This window comes from Streptomyces sp. NPDC048473 (assembly GCF_043200155.1).
Classification (GTDB): domain Bacteria; phylum Actinomycetota; class Actinomycetes; order Streptomycetales; family Streptomycetaceae; genus Streptomyces.
The window spans coordinates 95364-115025 of sequence record NZ_JBICXE010000013.1 but is presented as its reverse complement, the minus strand read 5'-3'; the positions used below and the strand labels follow the sequence as shown (position 1 = coordinate 115025).

The 19662-nt window shown below is 68.7% G+C and carries 13 protein-coding genes; 7 read left to right on the top strand and 6 right to left on the bottom strand.

The annotated features are described in order from the left end of the window. Positions 1–8 precede the first annotated feature (8 nt). Positions 9–1097, bottom strand: a complete 1089-nt coding sequence (locus ACGFU7_RS21915) for a mandelate racemase/muconate lactonizing enzyme family protein (protein ID WP_393697685.1) — start codon at positions 1095–1097, stop codon at positions 9–11. 38 nt (positions 1098–1135) lie between these two features. After that, complete coding sequence (locus tag ACGFU7_RS21910; protein ID WP_393697684.1) at positions 1136–2230, bottom strand: substrate-binding domain-containing protein; 1095 nt, start codon at positions 2228–2230, stop codon at positions 1136–1138. A gap of 396 nt (positions 2231–2626) precedes the next feature. Here ACGFU7_RS21910 and ACGFU7_RS21905 point away from each other — a divergent pair, with 396 nt between their 5' ends. Further along, complete coding sequence (locus ACGFU7_RS21905; protein ID WP_393697683.1) at positions 2627–5482, top strand: glycoside hydrolase N-terminal domain-containing protein; 2856 nt, start codon at positions 2627–2629, stop codon at positions 5480–5482. 762 nt (positions 5483–6244) lie between these two features. Next, positions 6245–7651 carry an alpha-L-fucosidase gene (locus ACGFU7_RS21900; protein WP_393697682.1) on the top strand — a complete coding sequence of 469 codons (1407 nt, stop codon included), beginning with the start codon at positions 6245–6247 and terminating at the stop codon, positions 7649–7651. 362 nt (positions 7652–8013) lie between these two features. Here ACGFU7_RS21900 and ACGFU7_RS21895 read toward each other — a convergent pair whose 3' ends face one another. Both ACGFU7_RS21895 and ACGFU7_RS21890 read right to left on the bottom strand, forming a co-directional pair. Next, the gene (locus tag ACGFU7_RS21895; protein ID WP_393697681.1) at positions 8014–9270 is read right to left on the bottom strand and encodes a sulfite exporter TauE/SafE family protein; all 1257 of its coding nucleotides are present in this window, start codon (positions 9268–9270) and stop codon (positions 8014–8016) included. Between the two features lie 15 nt (positions 9271–9285). Next, positions 9286–12651 (bottom strand): PQQ-binding-like beta-propeller repeat protein, encoded by a 3366-nt coding sequence (locus tag ACGFU7_RS21890; RefSeq protein WP_393697680.1) that lies wholly within the window; start codon positions 12649–12651, stop codon positions 9286–9288. Positions 12652–12944: 293 nt separating this feature from the next. On the opposite strand from ACGFU7_RS21890, the gene ACGFU7_RS21885 reads away from it, so the two are divergent. After that, the gene (locus tag ACGFU7_RS21885; RefSeq protein WP_393697679.1) at positions 12945–13784 is read left to right on the top strand and encodes a DUF1963 domain-containing protein; all 840 of its coding nucleotides are present in this window, start codon (positions 12945–12947) and stop codon (positions 13782–13784) included. Between the two features lie 12 nt (positions 13785–13796). On the opposite strand, the gene ACGFU7_RS21880 is transcribed toward ACGFU7_RS21885, so the two are convergent. Then, positions 13797–13931 (bottom strand): hypothetical protein, encoded by a 135-nt coding sequence (locus ACGFU7_RS21880; protein WP_393697678.1) that lies wholly within the window; start codon positions 13929–13931, stop codon positions 13797–13799. Positions 13932–14066: 135 nt separating this feature from the next. On the opposite strand from ACGFU7_RS21880, the gene ACGFU7_RS21875 reads away from it, so the two are divergent. Beyond that, on the top strand, positions 14067–14462 hold the full coding sequence (locus tag ACGFU7_RS21875) for a hypothetical protein (RefSeq protein WP_393697677.1): 396 nt from the start codon (positions 14067–14069) through the stop codon (positions 14460–14462). 280 nt (positions 14463–14742) lie between these two features. Here the strand turns inward: ACGFU7_RS21875 and ACGFU7_RS21870 are convergent, their stop codons facing one another. Beyond that, positions 14743–15780, bottom strand: a complete 1038-nt coding sequence (locus ACGFU7_RS21870) for an Lrp/AsnC family transcriptional regulator (protein ID WP_393697676.1) — start codon at positions 15778–15780, stop codon at positions 14743–14745. Between the two features lie 162 nt (positions 15781–15942). Here ACGFU7_RS21870 and ACGFU7_RS21865 point away from each other — a divergent pair, with 162 nt between their 5' ends. The 3 genes from ACGFU7_RS21865 to ACGFU7_RS21855 all read left to right on the top strand — a co-directional run bounded on the left by ACGFU7_RS21865 (position 15943) and on the right by ACGFU7_RS21855 (position 19421). Then, the gene (locus tag ACGFU7_RS21865; RefSeq protein ID WP_393697675.1) at positions 15943–16164 is read left to right on the top strand and encodes a hypothetical protein; all 222 of its coding nucleotides are present in this window, start codon (positions 15943–15945) and stop codon (positions 16162–16164) included. Next, positions 16161–17624, top strand: a complete 1464-nt coding sequence (locus tag ACGFU7_RS21860; protein WP_393697674.1) for a sodium:solute symporter — start codon at positions 16161–16163, stop codon at positions 17622–17624. The genes ACGFU7_RS21865 and ACGFU7_RS21860 overlap by 4 nt, the downstream gene beginning before the upstream one ends. Positions 17625–17777: 153 nt before the next feature. After that, a complete protein-coding gene (locus tag ACGFU7_RS21855; protein ID WP_393697673.1) occupies positions 17778–19421 on the top strand; it encodes an amidohydrolase in 1644 nt (547 codons plus the stop codon). Positions 19422–19662: the final 241 nt, after the last annotated feature.

Here is a 19662-nt window from a genome sequence, read left to right as displayed (position 1 = left end):
GGGTGTCTTCACGACACCCTCCGGTTGTCGATGGAGTCCATGTCCCAGTCGATGCCGATGCCCGGCTCGTCGGGTGCGACGGCCATGCCGTCGCGGACCGTCAGTTCGGTCCGGGTCACGGCGCGCAGCTGCGGGATGTACTCGACGAACTTCCCGTTGGGCACCGCGGCGACGAGACTCACGTGCAGTTCCATCAGGAAGTGCGGGCATACCATGACGTTGTGGCTTTCCGACATGTGAGCGACCTTCAGCCACGGCGTGATCCCGCCGATTCGAGCGGCGTCCACCTGCACGATGGACGCGGCCCCGGTCTCGAGGTAGTTGCGGAACTGCATGATCGAGTACATGGATTCACCGACAGCTATCGGAATCCTCGTAGCGCGCGCCAGGCGGGCGTGACCGCTGATGTCGTCGGCCGGCATGGGCTCCTCGAGCCAGTACGGGTCATAGGGCTCCAGAGCGGCTGCCAGTCGGAGGGCCGAGGAGATGGTCTGTGACTGGTTGGCATCGGTCATGATGTGCAACGACGGGCCCACGGCCTCGCGCACGGCGCGCAGTCGCTCGGCGTCCTCGGAGACGTGCGGCTTGCCCACCTTGATCTTGACGCCCGCCCATCCGGCCTGCTGTGCCTGAAGCGCCGACTTGACCAGGTCGTCGGTGCTCAGGTGGAGCCAGCCGCCCTCGGTGTCGTACACCGGCACTTCGCGGCGATGGCCGCCCGCCAGCCGCCACAGCGGTTCGCCCGCGCGCTTGCAGCGCAGGTCCCACAGGGCCGTGTCCACGGCGGCGAGCGCCAAGGAGGTAATGGCTCCGGTGGTGGTCGCCCTGGTCGTGGCGAACAGCCGTTGCCACAGCGCCTCGACGTTGCGGGCGTCCTCGCCGGCGAGGAGGGGCAGCAAATGCTCCCGGAGCAGGTTCAGGACGGACGTTCCCCCGGTGCCGATCGTGTAGGCGTAGCCGGTTCCCCGGAGACCGTCCGCCGTTGTGATCTCTACCAGGATCGTCTCCTGCTTGACGAAGGCCTGCACAGCGTCGGTGCGGTCCTTCTCCACGGCGATATCGGCCAGCAGGGCCGTGGCGGTCGTGATGATGCTCATCGTGCGAGGTCCGATTTCTGTAGTGGGCGCGGCAGCTGTCAGTTGCAGTCGAGGAGTTTTTCGGCGAACTGCTTTTTGAGCTGCTCGGTCTTCGCCTTCCGGTCCCTGTCGTAGTCGCCGGCATTGGTCTTGGTGACGACGAAGGAGCCGGAGTCCACGATCTGCCCGGGGTTGCGCATGGTGCACTGTCCGGTCTGCAGCAGTGCCAGCGCCCACGCTCCGACATCGGCCTGCCCCACCGGGTTCTGCACCACGGTCGCGGCGACCGAGCCCTGTCCGATCGAGTCGAGGATCTTCGCATCGTCGTCTATGGCGACGACCTTCGCCGCCGAGCCCGTGCTCTCGACTGCGTCGGCGGCGGCCACCGCCGGGTTGTAGGCGGTGGCGACGATGCCCTGGATCTGGTTGCCCTTGGCCGCGAGCAGGTCCGAGACCGCCTTCTGCGCGGTCTGGAGGTCCTTGTCGATGTCGGTGATGGTCTGGAGCAGTTTGATCTTGCCACCCGACTCGGCCACTGCCTTGGCGACGCCCTTGATCCGCAACTGTGTGTTCGCGTCGACGTTGTTGCCGGTGAGGTGCACCAGCGTTCCCTTGCCGCCCATGGCGTCGACGGCAGCGCGGGCCGCCTTGTACGCGGCGAGCTCGACGTCCGTCGACAGGCAGAAGTCGGCCTCGTTCTTGCCACCGGCCGGACACGAGCCCAGCGAGGCCACCGTCAGACCCTGCGACTTGAGGTCCGCGAAGGTGGTGTTGATGTCGGTCGGCGAGACCCCGAACACGCCGAAAGCGTTGTAACCACGCGCGGCGAGCGTGGACAGCAGGTTGTTCTGCTTCTGCTGGTCCCACTCGGCGGTCTCGTCGAAGGTCACGCCCCCGAGGCCGTACGTCTTTTGGGCGATGGCCCCTGCTGTCTTCCATGGCTGGAAGTACGGGTGGGCGCCACCGGGCACGAGCGCCACCTTGGTGCCGGATCCGTCGGCGAGCTCGGCTGTACCGGCGCCGGCCTTGACAGAGGCCCGGGTCCCGTTGCCAGTGGGCTCGTCCGAGGTCTTCACGGTGCACGCAGCGGAGCCCGCCGTCAGAACAACGATGGCGAGAAAGCCCGGCAGAACAGCTCTGGTCCGGAGAAGCATCTCCACCACCTCCCTGAGAATCAAATAGGAAATTGATGAAGGTGATGGTTGACCAGTGGTGGCGCTCCGTCAAGACCCGTGGCGCGATTCCTCTCCCGAATGAGCCCTGGTGTCGATGGCGGGAGGCTGAGCCCAGTAAGCAAGAGGCGGCAAAACCCCAGGTTGAAGGCTGATTCTCTGACGTGGTTGCGACGTGCGACCGCAGCTCGGTGCTGCCTGGCAGGGGGCTTGTAAGTCAGGCGCTCGCTTGGGCGGGTGCGCGAAAGATCGTATAGGAAATTCTGTCGAAATCATTGACAGGACGTGCCCCTGCCACTGCACTTCTGCCCAGACGCCGCCCCACGGTCGTCGGACGCCCCGTACCCGGTACCGCCTGCCCAGAGGAGCCGCACGCCCATGTCCCGTCGTACACCTTCCCAGCCCCCCGCCGAAGACGAGGGCGGTATGTCGCGTCGCGGCGTACTGTGCACGGCGGCATCGCTGGGTGCGCTTTTCGCACTGTCCTCGCTGCCGGAGTTCACCACGAACGCTGCCGCGGTGACGCGGCCGGCAGCGCTGTCGCTGGTGCCGGAGCGCGACGCAATGACGCTCTGGTACACCAAGCCGGGCGCGGAGAACCGGAGCATCGAGGAGGGGCTGCCGATCGGGAACGGCCGGCTGGGTGCTCTCGTCACCGGCGACCCGTCCCGTGATGCGTTGGTCCTGGCAGATGCGACGCTGTGGACCGGCCATGCCAACGCCGAGCTCCAGTCGGACGGGCAGTTCCCGTACGACACGGGGGACTTCGGTACGTTCGGGATGCTGGCCAAGGCATTTCTCGAGATTCCGGCACACACGGTCGGCGCCGTCAGCGGCTACCGTCGCACGCTGGACATGAGCAACGGCCTGGTGACCGCGTCCTACCGGCTCAGCGGTGTGACGTACCGGCGTGAGGTGTTCTCCAGCCATCCGGACGACGTGATCGTTGTGCGGCTGTCGCAGAGCGGCGGCGGCTCCTACACCGGGTCCATGACACTGTCGGGGACCCGCGGCGAGACCGTGACGGCGGATGCGGGTGCCGCGGAGGCGTCGTTCTCGGCGGCGCTGCCGAACGACCTGAAGTACGCGACGGTCGTGAAGGCCGCCGGCAAGAACGGCACCGTCTCGGCGGCCGGTACGGAGGTGACGTTCAGCAACTGCACCGAGGTGCTGCTGATCATCTCGGGTGGCACCAACTACAAGGCCGACGCGTCCCAGTTGTACAAGGACATCTCGCTCGTGCCCCTGGACACGGCACGGGCCAAGTCGTCGTCGGCGGCAGCGGTCGCCGGTACGGCGTTGCTGGCCACGCATGTATCCGATTTCCGGCGCCTCCAACAGCACATGACGGTGAACCTGGGCACGTCGTCCGCAGCGCAGCGAGCGATGGACACGCCCGCTCGGCTTGCTGCCCGTGCGGCGGCCGGTTCCGCACCGGACCCGGAGCTGGAGGCGACCTACCTGCAGTTCGGCCGCTATCTGACGATCTGCGGCTCCCGCAGCAGTCTCCCCACCAACCTTCAGGGCTTGTGGATCGACAGCAACACTCCGTCCTGGATGAGCGACTACCACAGCGACATCAACGTCCAGATGAACTACTGGCTGCCGGACCGGGCGGGCCTGTCCGAGTGCTTCGAGGCGTTCACCGACTACTGCGTTGCTCAATTGCCCGGCTGGCAGGCCACGACCAAGAACCTCTTCCAGGACTCCCGTAACCGGTTTTGCAACACCTCCGGCAAGGTGGCCGGCTGGACCCTGGGGATCTCCACGAATATCTGGGGCGGCAACGGCTGGTGGTGGCACCCGGCCGGCAACGCGTGGATGTGCAACTCCCTCTACGAGCACTACGAGTACACCCAGGACATGGCCCACCTGGCCAAGATCTACCCCCTGCTCAAGGGTGCCTGTGAGTTCTGGGAGTCGCGGTTGATCACCATGACCGTGACCGACCCCGCGACCGGCGGCACGCGACAGGTCCTCGTCGACGACCACGACTGGTCTCCCGAGCACGGACCCGAGAACGCCCGGGGCGTCACCTACGCCCAGGAGCTGGTCCGGCAGCTGTTCCAGAACTACCGGTCCACCGCCGCTGCGCTGGGCAAGGACTCCGCCTATGCCTCCACCGTCTCCGCGCTTCAGGACCGGCTGTACATGCCCGAGGTCAGCGCCACCAGCGGCTGGCTCGAGGAGTGGATGAGCGACGACAACCTCGGCGAGACCACCCATCGCCACCTGTCACCGCTCATCGGTCTCTTCCCCGGTGACCGCATCGCCGTCGAGCACTCGCCGACGGCCCTCGTCTCGGGCGCCACCAAGCTGCTCGAGGCACGCGGCATGGCCAGCTTCGGCTGGGGCAGTGCCTGGCGGGCCATGTGCTGGGCAAAGCTGAAGCATCCGGACAAGGCGTACCAGCTCGTCCTCGACGTGCTGAAGCCGTCGGTGAACTTCAGCCACGGCAGCGCGGTCAACATGTTCAACATGTACAGCTTCGGCAGCAGTTCGGTCTTCCAGATCGATGGCAACTACGGCACACCAGTGGCCATGATCCAGATGCTGGTGCAGTCCCGTCCCGGACGGGTGGAGCTGCTGCCGGCCCTGCCGCGGGCCTGGGCCGCCGCCGGGTCCGTCACGGGAATCGGGGTGCGCGGCGGCTTCACGCTCGACATGAAGTGGAAGAACGGCCAGGTCACCCGCGCGACGCTGCGGGGGGCCGCGGGCAGGTCCACCGTGGTCGTCTTCGGCGACTGGAGCAGCCAGGTCACGATCCCCTCCGCCGGATCCGTGGCGGTCGCGCCGCCTGCCCAGCACACCGTCTTCCAGCTGGTCAACCGCAAGACGGGCAAGGCAGTCGACGTCCCGGGTGCCTCCACCGCCAACGGCACCGGCCTGATCCAGTACACCCGGAACTCGGCCGTGAACCAGCAGTTCCGGTTCATCCCCGCAGGAGGGGGACTGCACGAGATCTACACCATCCACGGCAGTACACCCCTGGTCTGGTCCGTCTCGGGCGGCACCACGGCCGCCGGCGCAGAGATCGTCCAATCGACGCCCGAACACAGCACCAGTCAGCAGTGGAAGATCACCGAAGCCGGCGACGGCTGTGTCACCGTCACCTGCTCCCGCAGCGGCCTGGTTCTCGGCGTCACCGGTGATTCCACCGCCGACGGCGCGACAGTCGAGCAGCAGGTGGCCAATGGGGGAGAGGGCCAGCAGTGGCGCCGTATCGGCAGGTGACCCGCAGGGAACGGGGCTGGTGGCCACCGTTCGGACCTGCCCGGGCGGTGAGAACGGAGCATCCTGACGGGAGAGCCGACTCCGGCGGGTGAGCACGGACCACGCGTCCCGGCGACAGCAGGTTGTTCTGCTTCTGCTGATTCCATTCAGCGGTCTCGTCGAAGGTCACACCGCCGAGCTGGTACTCGCGCCGGGCATTCGCGCCGGCCTGCTTCCACGCTGGAAGTAGTGGTGTGCGCCTCTCGGCGCAAGGGCGACCAAGGTGCCCTTGGTGTCACCCAAGTCAGGTGCCCCACCGCCCGGTTCGCCCCTCAAGGCGACGGCCGGGGCGTCGGACCGTTCGCCAGAGTTCTTGAGGGTGCAGGCCGACGAAGCCGTGCCGAGTACCGCCGCGGAGCAGCTGTCTGGAAAGAAGCTGCTTCATCGCCGAACCTCACTATCAATTAGATAGGATTTTTTACGCGGATGCTGCGCCGGCGCGATCCCTGCTCAAGGGGATGAGCGGCACCGATAGTGAATGAACCGGCTCCAACAGCCAAGACTGCGCACGCGTACGAAGCGATCCAGGCCTCCAACTGACCGTCAACAGAGAGGCAATAGCGCATAGTTGTCGAGTTTTGAGGAGGTTCGGGCGTGTGGGGTCGGGGTCGTCCCAACCGCCTTGCGGTGAGCTCGAACCATGTCGGAACGAGGGCTGTCGTACCCATTGACTTCCCCACGGCGGCCTCAGAATCATATAGAGATCTCTATCAGGAGGTAGGCATGACGCGTTCCGTCAAGACGTTTCTGGTCAGCGTTCTGACTGTGGTGAGTTTGTTGGCCGCAGGGGACTTCAGTGCCGCAGCCACAGCGCAGGACGACCTTCCGCCGGCCGGCAGCGAGCCGCGGGACCTCGCCTTCGGTGCCCCCGCGACGCAGAGCAGCACCGCGTACGGCGGGGCGGCCGAGCGGGCCACGGACGGCAACCACAACGGCGACTACGGACAGAATTCGATTTCGCACACGGCGATGGAGAAACAGCCCTGGTGGCAGACCGATCTCGGTGAGAAGCGGAAGCTCAACAAGGTGGTCGTGTGGAATCGCTCCGACTGCTGCACCGACCGGTTGTCGAACTTCTGGGTGTTGGTGTCCGACAAGCCCATCAAGGCCGGGGGGCTCGACGAGGCTCGCGCACAGGAGGGCGTGAGCTCCTGGAAAGTGGGTACGGTGAACGGCCCGTCGGCCGACGTCACTCTCAACCGTCCGGCCCGCTATATACGCGTACAGCTCGAGGGCACCAACTACCTTGCGCTCGCCGAGGTCCAGGCGTTCGGCAACCAGGTGATCAGGTCGTCCAAGGGGGCACAGGAGTGGGTGCAGCGCAATAACTTCGGTATGTTCATGCACTTCAACATGTCGACGTATGACAACACACAGTGGGCGGACCCCAACGCCTCGCCGGCCAAGTTCGACCCCACCGACCTCGACCCCGATCAATGGGCGAAGTCCATGAAGTCGGCCGGCATGAAGTTCGGTGTGCTCACCGCCAAGCATCACGACGGATTCAGCCTGTGGGACACGGCCTACTCCGACCACGACATCGCGGGCAGCCCGTACCGGGGCGGCAAGGGTGACATCGTCCGCGAGTACGTCGACGCCATGCACGCCAACGGTCTGAAGGTGGGCCTGTACTTCTCCATCTGGGACCGGCACAACGGCAACAGCAGAGAGCTGATCGAGAACCAGTTGCGTGAGCTGCTCACCAAGTACGGCCGGATCGACTATCTGTGGTTCGACGGCTGGGGCTGGCAGGTTCCGTACTCCGAGATTCCCTACCAGCCTGTACGTGACATGATCCATGAGGTTTCGCCGCACACCGTCGTGGCCAACAACGACCACCTGGGCACGCTGCAGACGACGGACGTCATCGTCTACGAGGTTCCCGTCCAAGGCATGCCTCCGGCCACCAATGCGCGTCCCACCGACAGCAGCGACACTCTGGACACGAACCGCACCTGGTTCCACACCACGTCCACAGGGCAACCGCGTTCGGCCCAGGAGATCGTCGACAACCTCCACAAGGCCAATGCCGGCAACTCCCTCTTCCTGCTGAACGTCGGTCCCGACCTCAGCGGTCGGATACCCCAGAACTACGTCGATCGGCTGAAGGAGATCGGCAGTCTGCAGTAGTCGATGCCGCCAGGGTCTCCTCCTGTGGTCAATGCCCGGGAGAGTCCCTGGCCGTGGCCCTGGAGTCCGCGACTCCGGGCCCACGGCACATCCGTCAGGTGCACGGCCCCGTAACCGCTGAGGGCGCCTCGGCCTGCGGTATGCGGCCGGTTCAGACGGGCAGGCCCCAGGAAGCTGCCGGTGCAAGGGCATTCTGATGAGGAGTTCGACGTGGACGTGTCCGTGCGGTGAGACACGGCCATCCTGGTTACCGGTCTCGCGCCATCCGGCCTGCCGGAGCGGGTCGCCCCCGCCCGGTTTCAGGCCGGACGGGGGCGCCTTTGCCGTACGCGGACGCCAGGGAACTCACCGAGCTACCGAGATCACGGAACCAGGAGGTGGCCTGCGGCAACCGCCGAGGCCACCGTCCCTCCGGCCACCACCGCCGAGGCCGCGAGCAGTGGAACCCTCGGCGTCCACGTCCGCAGCGTCCGGGACCGGGAGACACGGTCCAACAGCGCGTCCCGGCCGCGCAGCACGATCAGGCCGACACCGGTGAGCGTCAGCGCCATGCCGAGGCCGAAGGCGGCGACCATCGCAAGGGCGATGCCGACCTTGCCCGTCAGCAGGCCGGTGAGCAGGACGAGGAAGGCGGACGGCGAGGGCAGCAGGCCGCCCGACGCGCCGAGAAGGACGAGACCTCGCCAGGTGAGGAGGGACGGAGCATCCGGGATGTGATGACTGTGCCCGCGCTCATGCCCGTGTCCGTGATCATGCCCGTGATGGGGATGGTGGGGCTCTCGGCGGCGCAGATGCCGCCGCAGCAGGCTCACCCCCACCCCGGCCACCACCAGCGCCGCGATCAGCTGGAGCCACCCCGTCAGCGCCGCGATGTCCGGCGTGCTGTTCGCCGCCAGCCACCAGCCGACCGCCAGGGCGGCGACCGAGAACGTGTGCATCACGGCGACGATCCCGCCCAGCCACACCGCGTCGCGCGGCCTGCCCCTGCCGCCCACCAGATACCCGGCGGCCAGCGACTTCCCGTGCCCCGGCGCGCAGGCGTGGAGCGCACCCACTGCCACGGCCACGAGCAGCGCCGGCGGGAGGGCCGCGCCGTGGTCCAGCAGTGACGTCAGGTCGGCTGTCCAGGCTCCCCAGCCCGATGCGGCCGGTGAGGCCGCGGCGGCCCCCGCGGCCACCGGTTTCAGGGTCAGTGTCCGCGTTGGCTCCTGCGCCGTGTGCAGCCCGCCGGAGCCTGTGCCCGTCACCGACAGCGTCCGGTACGCCGGGTTGACGTCCGTCAGCGCTGTGACCGTCAGTTCGATGCGGTCCACCGGCCGCGGGCATATGAAGTGGAGCTTCACGCCGTCCGCCCGGTCGACACGGCAGGGGCGGCCGTCCTGGCGTACGACGATGTGCGAGCGCAGATAGCCCGACTCGTCACCGCCGGACTCCTTCTTCAGGACGGCGACGTCGTTCCGCTGCGCGGACCAGGTCGCGTCGACGGCGGTGCCCGCCGCCTCGATCTTCACGACGGGAGGGGTTCCGAAGGGGTGCGCCTGCGCCGTCCCCGCGCTGCCCAGGAGCAGCGCGGGGACGGCGGCGAGCAGGAGCAGTACCCCGGTGCGGAGTGATCGCACGCTGATGCTTCCCCTCTACTTCCGGCGTGCGGCGAGCGCGTGGACCGTGCCGTCGTCCGTGAGGGCGAAGACCCAGTCACCGCTCACGGAGAGGGCCGAGGCCACTCCCGCGCCGAGGTTGTACGAGGCGACCTGCGTCCCGCTCGCCCGGTCCAGGACGAGCAGGCGACCGTCCCACGTCCCGACGTACACATGGGACTTCGTCACGAGCGGGTGCATCGTCGGCGAACCGGCACCGGCCGAACAGCCCATGGCGACCCGCCACTTGTCGTCCAGCGGGCTCTCCCCCGCCAGATAGCCGGACGTGGCCTCCCACTGCGGCTTCGACGGATCGGCCGCACTCGTGTCGTAGGCGCGTACGACACCGTCCCGGCCCGCGACATAGGCGGTGTCGCCCCACACGGCCGGGCTGGTGAGCGGGGCGCGCCCCGGCTCACAGGTGCTGCCGCCGCCCAGCTTGGACTCCCAGGTCACCGCGCCCGTCTTCGGGTCGTGCCCGCGGGCGCCGTACGCCGTGAACGTCACCAGCTTCGGCTCGCCCGTGGCCGGGTCGGTCAGGACGGGCGAGGAGTGGCTGTCGATGTCGCCCGCGGTGTCCTTCACCCACAGCTGGGTGCAGGTCGCGAGGTCCATGGCGACGACAGTGTTGCTCGACATGGAGTGCAGGTAAGCGGTGTTGGAGCCGGGCTCGCGGATCACCGTGCTGTGGGCTTGTCCCCAGGAGAACGCGGCGCCGAAGCCGCCGGGCAGCATCCCGCCGGTCACGGCGTCCCGGCAGCGGACCGTGTCGGCGTCCTGGTAGACGGCGACCGAGCGGTGGTCCGCGCCCGCGAGCGCGAAGACGCTGACCGGTCCGCCCGCGCGGCCGTAGCGACGCACGGTGTCCCCGTGGGTCTCCTCGCGGTCGATCGACTGCCAGACGATGCGGCCGCTCGCCGCGTCGAGCGCGTAGATCCGGCCGACGCCGGTGGTCAGATAGACCTTGCCGCCGTGGAGCGTCGGAGCCGACTCGGCGTCGCCGTCCAGGTACGTACGCCACAGCTCACGCCCGGAGGCGATGTCGTACGCGAGCATCATGCTGTACGGCGAGTCGAAGGCGCGGGACGAGACGATGAGCTTGCCGTCCGCGACCACCGAGCCGTTGAGGTTGAACTGCTCGCCGGTGTGGCGGGCCCACCCGAGGTCGAGCTTCGCACCCGGCTCGTCGCCGCTCGCGGACCGCCCGGCCTCGTCGCCGCCCTGCCGCAGCCAGTCCTGCCCGGTCCTGGGCCTGGCGAGCTCGGAGTCGCGCACGATCTCGAAGGTGTTCTTCACGACGGGGAACTGCTTGCCCCGGGTGTCGTACGCGATCGACTCGGCGGTGTACGTGCCGGACCGCAGCCCGCGCAGCGTCCCGCTCGCCCGCGTCCAGGCGCCGCGTGCGTCGGGGCAGGGCTCCGGCGTGCCGCCGGGCGGGGTGTAGCAGTTCTCGATGCCGGGGCGGGACGCCCCCTTGCCGAAGCGCATGTCCTCACGCTTCACCAGGTGCCCTCGGCTGTTGCGGACGGTCAGCACCGCCCTGGCGGGCGTGCGGCCGTCGTCCTCCGCGTACACCTCGACGGGCACTGCGGCCTTGGCGCCGTGCACGCTGCCCTGCGCGGGGCTGACCAGTGCGGCGTCGTCGTCGATGTCGAACTGCCGGTGGATGCCGGTCACATGGCCGGTGTCCTCGTTGCGGGGCGTGCGCGGATTGTCCGTGATGGGGCTGAAGTCGAGTACCTTGTAGTCGGGGTGGGCGCCGTCGATGCCGTACGTGCCCTGGTTGTTGATCTCGACGGACCGCTTGAAGGCGCCGCGCCGGAACTCCGCCTGCTGGTTGTGACCGGCGGCGACCAGCCGCACGTCGTACCTGGCGAGCTCGTCGATCGTCGGCTGCATGCCGGCGCCCGGGCCCCACTGGGTGAACAGAGAGCGGTGGGCGAAGACGAGCACCTGCTTGCCGACCGCGTGCCGGGCGAGGTCCTGGCGCAGCCACTCCAGCTGAGGCTTCAGCCCGCTCGCGTCGTAGTTGTCCTCGAGAACGACGATATGGCGGCCGTTGCGGTCGAAGCTGTACCACTCGGGGGCGAGATTGCGGCGGTAGTACTCCATGCTGCCGGCGTATCCCTGGGAGTTCGCCGTGCCGCCGAAGTCGTGGTTGCCGATCACCGGGTAGAAGGGATGGCCGAGCCGGCCCTCCTCCAGGCCCTTGCTGAACAGGTCGTACGCTCCCTGGCGGCGCGGTTCGGCGGCGTAGTCCGTGACGGTGAGGTCACCGGTCGCGATCTGCATGGTCGCGCCGTCGACCTCGGACATCGCCTGGATCTGGCCGGTCCACTGGGGCAGCGCGCCGCGGGCCTCGTCGTCGGTGCGGTTGCCGACCTCGGGGTCGGAGTTCATGACCCACTTCTCGGTGGGGTTCGAGGCGTTGCGGTCGGCTACGAGCGCGAAGTCGACGTCCTTGCCGCCGGTCTCGGGGACCTTGTGGAAGAACTGCGGGATGTAGTCCTTGCGCAGCGCGGGCGTGTATCCGTCGGGCGAGACGATGCTGACGAGGTCGGTCTCGCGCCGCTTCGGGTCGATCTGCAGGCTGTACGAGCCGTCCACGCCGGTCGTGGTCCACATGGCGCCGTCGGTGACGTCGACGCCAGGCATGGGCTGCTCGCCCTTGTCCCGCTTGCCGTTGCCGTTGCGGTCCTTGAAGACGGTGCCCTCGACGGCAACGGTGTCGACCGGATCTGCGCTGTCGTCGGCGAAGGCCGCGTGGGGCGCGAGGAAGGACAGCGCGACAGCTCCGGCGGTCGCCAGCTGCCAGCGCCGCCGGTTACGGCGCAGTCCGCGGACGAGGGACGGCAGTCGGCAGGCGGCGAGCAGCAGTACGACACCGGCGGCCGTGACGAGTGCGACGGTGAGCCAGGGGAACGACGGCAGGGCGTGCGCGCCCTGGACGTCGACGAGCGGGGTGGCTGCAGAGGCGTCGACCGCCGTGCCGTCGAACTCGACGACGACCTGGGTCAGTCCGGCCTTGTCGATGAGCGGGCTCAGGTCGAGCGCGTCGACGCGGCAGCTCCACGCCAGCTCGATGACGACGCCGCCGGGTACGCCGCCGTTGTCGCCGGGAACGCCCGAGCCGGTGGCCGGGCAGGGAGCCGAGAGCAGCCCGGCCGCCCACGCACCGGCCTGCTCGGGAGCCACGACGGTGTTGTGCACGATGAGGCGGCCGCTGGTGACGTTGTCACCGGACGCGACCACGAGTTCCGCATGCTCGCGCGTGACATGCGCGGACGCGGCCTGGGCGCCGATGCCCAGCACGAGAAACAGCAGCGCGAGGGCGAGCCCGGCTGCTCTGCATATGTGTTTCATAAAGCGGACGTTAATGATCCACTGTTCGGTTACCGGTCGGTCCTGAGCGACTTCACGAAGCCGCCCGGAAGTGTTCAGCGTCCCGTTCATGGCTGTTGGGTCACGCGGGGCGCTTGAGACATGCCATCAGCGCCTTCATGTCCTCAATGACAGGGGCCCACCGGGCACCGACCGGCTGCCGCCGGCGCGGTGGAGTCTCAGCTGATGTCGCCTCTCAGCAGCGCTACCGCGCGGATGTCTCACTTGAAGTTGTCGGCGTCCCGCCTGTCACAGGCGGGTGCTGTAATGCCTGGATGAGCCCAGAGACCACACTCTCCGCCCTTCGTGACTTCTGCGCCGAACGCCTCGGCGCAGAACTCGCCGCCCGCTTCGTCGACCTCGCCCGGCCCGGTTTCGCGCTCACCGAAGCCGGTCCCGGCGAGGGCACCGGGCACAGCCGGTTCGGCGGCCGGGCGATGCTCGAACCAGGCACGCCCTGGCCGGCCTGTGAGGGTTTTCCGCTGAGCCTGCTCGCCGTCCTCGACACCGACGCCCTGGCCCCCTGGCTCGGTGGCCTCCTCCCGGCCGGGACGGGTCTGCTCAACTTTTTCTACCTCGACAGCAACTCTGATCAGTGCGATCCCGCCTCCTACGAGCCGGCGTTCAAGTCCGGCAGGGACAACACGCAGGTGGGGAGAGTGATTGCGGCCCGTTCCGTGTACGCCCTCGAGACGAACCCACCCGCCCGGTCGAGCGTCTTCGAGCCGGTCGCGTGGGCGGCGTCGCCCGGGTTGGCCTTTCCCGACGCCTACGACCCGGCCTGGGACACCCTCGACCTGGGACCCGACGTCGACGACATGGCCAGGGCCATGCCCGATGTTTACGTTGAGGGCCTGCTCACCGAATGGCGGCAACGGCCGGGCGTGCTCGATTCCGAGGACATCGCGTTCGGCCGGCCGCAATTCCCCACGGGAAACGCGCCGTTGCTGCCGCGCGGCGAAGACCCGAACCTCCACCACCACCTGCTCCAGCTGTCCGAACAGGACGAGTGGTCCATCGGCGGCGACGGCGGCTGGATGCACTGGTCGATCCCCACCGAGGCACTGCGGGCCGGCGACTTCAGCCAGGCGATCCCGACCCCGGACATCTGGTGACCACCGGGCTGCTCAGCCGCCCAGCGCCCGCTCCGCCGCGCCGGCCACGACCTCCCGGCGCTCGGCGACGACCACCAGCGATGCGAACGCCTCTCTCCGGACAGCATCAGGCAGCAGACTCACCTTCACGGCCTTCGTCGTGGTCACGTGCACCTCGGTCGGAACACCTGATCAGACGAAGGCCGCCCGTACGTCCGGCGAATCCCCGGGCGAGCGAATCCGTTCGATGCAGCCGTCGAGATCGTGGCACCATGTGCGGCATGACGACGAACCGAAAGGTCCATGCCGCGTAGACGGCCAGGACACCTGCGGGCCGGGATCTCCCGTCACCGGACACGAGATGCAAAGCCAGTCATCGACGGCCTGTCCTCGCGTGCACTGTCCGAGATCTTCCGTCTCGAGCGCACCCGCAACTATCTGCAGCCAGGAGACGTCAGCGCGGCCGTGCGCCTGTGGAAGGACTGCGTCCACCGTCCCGAGCGCGAGCTGTGGCACGACTACGAGTGGGGCAACGTGCACTGGTACTGCTGCGGCAACCCTCTCGAAGCCCGCGCTCTCCTCGGCACCGTGATGCAAGCCATGTCACCTCGAAGCGCCCGCGAACTCCGGCAGATCATCAGCCGGTTTGACGCGGTCTGGAACCAACCGTCGCCGCCGTACACCGCAGACGGAGGTTGAAGAACAAGCTCAGCGGCCGCTACTCCTTGGCCGAGGTCCCGGGCCGTATGGGCGACCGGACGGCCGGAGGCCTGTACTTCACGGACGGCCCGCTCGCGGAGCTCGTCGGGTAACTTCCGGGGGGCAGGCATCGGACCTGTGCTTCTCATCCGTCGCGGCAATCATGCCTGGCTTCAAGGCCGTTACGGAGTCCGGTTCAGCTCACCAGTGGCTGTCGTCCCGGTGCTGGTGTGGCTGCCCTTTGGCTCGTCGCGGCGTGAGAGGCGCCGACGCCGGTGGCTCAGCCGGCCCCCGGCCGCCGCCACAGGTCGATGGGTACGTGCCGCACTGCCCGCCCCGCCTCGTCGAGAATCCAGCCCATGCGCTTGGGATTGCCGAGCGTGAGGGAGCGGTCGGCTATAGCGATCTCCGGAAAGCGCTCGGCGATGTACGACTCCAGGCGCAGCACGTCGGGGGTGGAGCGCACCCAGCCGTTGACCACCAGGTTGTGGTTCGAGGTGGTCGCCGCGCACATGCGCACCTCCGGCAGCGCGGCCAGTGCGGGGCCGACCCGGGCCAGCGCGTCGGAGGGCACGTTCGCGTGGAAGGTGGCGAACACCGGATACGGCGAGTAGGTGTGGGCCACCTCGCAGCGCGGCAGCGCGGCCCCCGTGCGCACCATCCACGCCACCCGGCGCCGCACCGTCGACTCACTCATTCCCGTACGTCGGGCCAATTCGCCGTATCCGGCGCGCCCGTCGGCGCCAAGTGCGAGCAGCAACTCCCGGTCGGCCTCGGCCGGTGCGGGATCGACGTCACCCACCGCGGGGGGCGCCCCGGAGCGGACCGCCTCGCGCTGGTCGCGGCTGATGGCGCGAATGTCCCAGCGGGAACCCTCGGTGAAGAACCGGGTGACGATCCGGCTGTGTGTGGCGCGCACCCCGGGCAGTCTCCCGAGGACCTCGGTGTGCAGCCGGGAGAGGTCTGCCAGCGAGTCCACCATGACGTTGAGGGACAGGTCGTGGTGGCCCGCTGTGTGCTCGATGCTGGCGATCTGCGGTTGCTCGGCAAGCGCGGCCGAGATCGCTGGGATGCGGCCAGGTTCGCAGTCCACGCCGACGATGGCGACACAGTGGTGGTGGTTGACGAAGGCTCCGCCGTACGCGGTCACCCAGACCAGGCCCTGCGCGCGCAGCCGCTCCCAGCGCCGCGCCGCCGTCACCGGGCTGACCTCGATGGCCCTTCCTACCCGCGCCCAGGGCGCGCGGGGCGCGGTCTGGAGCGCATTGACCAGGGACAGGTCCAGCTCGTCCAGCAAGCCGGTGGCGGAATCGGTCACTGCAGCGTCTCTCCTGAATGAATTATGCAGAAATCCATGGGGTGCACTCCAGGAGTTTCAAGCTCCTTGTGTGATTTGGCAACGGCCGCCGGCCGTCCGCCGCGGTGGCTGTCCGTCTCTCGGCAGCCGACCACCGACTCGCGACATGTCTCGGAGTTCGCCATGCGCCTTCCGTGGTTGCTGACCGCCGTGCCTGTACTGGCCCTGCTGTCAGCTGTCTGGCTGCCTTTCGTCAACGCACCGCACTTGTGGTTCGGCATGCCGTCCCTGCTGGTCTGGTCCGTCGTCTGGGTCCTCGCCCTGACCCCTGCCCTCGCCTTCGTCGAGCGGCGCCGCACTGCGCTCGCTGCCGGCCCCCAAAACCTCCAGGAGGAGCGCCGATGAGCACCGTCCTTGTCGTCTGCGTCGTCGGCATAGTCGTCATCGGCCTACTCGGCATGATGGGCCGTCGCAAGCCCGCCGCCACTCTTGAGGAGTGGAGCGTCGGAGGCCGAAACTTCGGCGCTCTGACCACCTGGTTCCTGCAGGCTGGGGAGATCTACACGACCTTCACGTTCCTGGGCCTCGCGGGCCTCGCCTTCAGCTCCGGTGTCGCGGTCGTCTACGCCCTGCCGTACCTGCCCATCGCCTACGTCGGCCTGTACGTCATCAGTCCGATCGTGTGGCGCATCGGGCGCGAACGCGGCCATGTCACGCAAGGTGACTTCTTCGCCGATCGCTACCGCAGCCCCCTGCTCGGCACCGTTACCGCTGTCTTCGGCGTGCTCTTCCTGCTGCCCTATCTGCAACTGCAGATCACCGGACTCGGCCTGGTCGTCGAACTCGCCACCGGCAAGGACAACCTCGGCACCCCCGCGATGATCCTCGCCTCGGTGCTCATCGTTGCCTTCGTGTTGTGGTCCGGCATCCACGGTGTTGCCAGGACCGCGTATTTCAAGGACGCCCTGATGCTGGTCGTCCTGATCGTCCTGCTCGTCGCTGTTCCCGCCCACTTTCATGGCGGGCTCGGCAGCCTCGGCGGTGAACTGCGCGCCCACCACAGCGAGCTGCTCAGTGTCCCGTACAGCGGCCCGCACGGCACCGTCTGGTTCTTCACCGCGATGCTGACCAGTCTGCTGAGCGTGCTGTTCATGACGATGCCCCACGGCTGGCCCGCAGTCATGGCCGCCGACTCCGAGCGCGCCCTGCGTAAGAACAGCATCTGGATGCCCGTCTACGGCGCTACTCAGGCCATCCCGATCATCGTGGGCTTTGTCGCGATCACCGCGCTCTCGGCTCCCGTGAACGGGAACAACGGAGTCCTGCTCACCCTGGTCTCCCAGGCACTGCCCGCTTGGCTCGTGGGCGTCGTGGCCGTCGCAGCGGCCGCCACTGCCATGGTCCCGGCCGCCGCCATCGTGCTCGGCATGTCGACCATGGTGGCCCGCAATGTGCTGCGTGTACAGGACCGCCGTCGCGCGCTCATCGTCAACCACACCACTGTGGTGGTGGGTGTCGGGGTCGCCCTCGTCCTGGGTATCGCCCGGCCTGATGCTCTCGCCAACCTGCTCCTGCTCACCTACAGCGGCCTTGCCCAGATGGCCCCGGCGACGGCCGCCGCCCTGACCAGGCGCCCGTTGCTACGCGCGCTGTCGGCGGGGGCGGGCATTGTCGCCGGTGAGGCCGTCCTCATCTGGCTGACCTTCGGCGGCATCTACGACGGTCCGGTCAGCAACGGTCTCGTCTCCCTGGCGGTCAACGTCCTGGTGGCAGTGGTGACCGAGGCGGTCTCGCGCCTGTGGAGCAGCCGTGCCGCCGAGAAGGAGCGGGAGGCCCCGGCGCAGGCCCCGACACCCGTGCGCTGACCTTGCAGTCCCTTCCCGACGACGCACCGTCACGAGCGGCCGTCCGCCGGTCGTCGCCACACCACCGCACCGCCCCCTCGTTCCCGTCTGGCCGCCGTCCTCGGCGACATGTCCAGCCGCACGGGAACGAGGAACAAGAAGGAGACCGAACGTATGACCGCCGCGACCCAAAGGCAGCACGGCCCCGTCGCCCTCCCCACGCCTGTTCGCATCGTCCGGGCCCGCCGCATCACCACCCTGGACGGCGAGGCCGACACCCGGGTCCTCGCCACAGTCGGCGAGCGGATCGCCGCAGTCGGCGAGGCAGCCGAGGCGTACACGGCACTGCCGGGCGCCGAGACCGTCGATCTGGGCGACGCCCACCTGGTGCCCGGCTTCCACGATGCGCACTGCCATCCCATGGACGTGGCCAACGCCGCTCTCCGCCTCGATCTGGGCGCGGGCGCCGGAACCCCCCGGGAGCGGCTCTCGGCGCGAGTGGCCGCCACCGAGCCGGGCCGATGGATCGTCGCCCAGGGCTACAACCCCGCCACCGACCCCGATGGCCGCCTCGATCGCGCCGCGCTCGACGCGATCACCACCCGCCACCCGATCCTGGTGATCCACTTCTCGTTTCACATGGCGGTCGCCGGTTCCGCGGCCCTGATGCTGACTGGTCTGCACGACGGCAGCGGCCCCCAGACCGGCGGTGACCTGGGCCGCGACACTACGGGCCGACTGGACGGCTGGCTCTACGAGCGGACCTGGTTCGACCAGCTCTACCGTGCCTCCGGCGAACCCGCCCTGCTGCCGCAGGAAGCGCCCGAGGCCCTGCTCGAACCGCTGGCCGACGTCTTCACTGCCTACCACGCGGCCGGCGTCACCTCCGTCTGCGACGCCGTGACCACCCCGGCCGCACTGCGCACCTATCAGCGCATGCGCGAACGCGGCCGCCTGACGATGCGGGTGGGCGCCCTCCTGTGGCATCGCTACGAGGACGCCCTGCGCCACGCGGGCCTGCACGCCGGATTCGGCGACGAGTGGCTGCGCATCGTCGGCGTCAAGATCATCATGGATGGCGCGCTGGCCGGGGGCACCTGCCTGTGCCGCGACCCCTACCCGGCCGAGACCGGGTCCGACAACGGAATCCAGCTCCTGGACGAGACCGAGCTCGCCGACGCAGTTCTCGCCCTGCACGCGGCGGGCCTGCGCGTTGGCGTGCACGCCAACGGCGACCTGGCCGTCTCCCAGGTCCTCGACGCCATTGAGGCGGCCCGCGCCGCCCACCCCGAGCAGCGGATCAACCACCGCATCGAGCACTGCTCCCTCGTCGACGAGAAGCTGGTCCAGCGGATCCGCGCCGCAGAGGTCACCCCGGTGCCGTTCGGCGCATTCGTCCACGGGCACGGCTCCAAGCTGCGTCGCTACTACGGTGACGCGCGCGCCGCACGGGTCAGTGACCACCGCTCCTTTCTGGACGCCGGCGTCGTCGTCGCGGGCTCGTCCGACCACCCGGCGGGTCCCCTTGAGCCGCTGCTCGCCCTCCAGACGATGGTGACCCGGCGCACCAGCGAGGGCGATGTCCTCGGCGCCGACCGGGCCCTGACGGTCCGTGAGGCCCTAAGCGTCTACACTGCCGGATCCGGGCGCGCCACAGGCGAGTCCCATCTCAAGGGCCGCATCGCTCCCGGATACCTGGCTGACTTCACCGTGCTCGGCCAGGACCTGTTCGCCACCGCGCCCGACGCCCTCGCGGCCGTTCCGGTGCGCGCCACGTGGGTGGGCGCCCGTCAGGTCTGGTCCAACGGCGACGGGTGAGCGCCGCGGTGGCGCGCGGGACGGGGCGGGCAACGTGTTTCACAGCCACTTCTGGGTGGCGGCGCGCTTATTCCTGACGGAGAAGGTCCCTGCCGACGGAGGGCGCCGGCCATGAGGGGATCGGCGACGGCGACCCCGTGCACGAGCTGGTGTCCGGCGGAAGGGATCCGCTCGGTCCGCGTCCGAACGGTCATGCAGGACGTGCGCGCCCGCCGGCGCCGGTACAACGGATCGCCCGAAG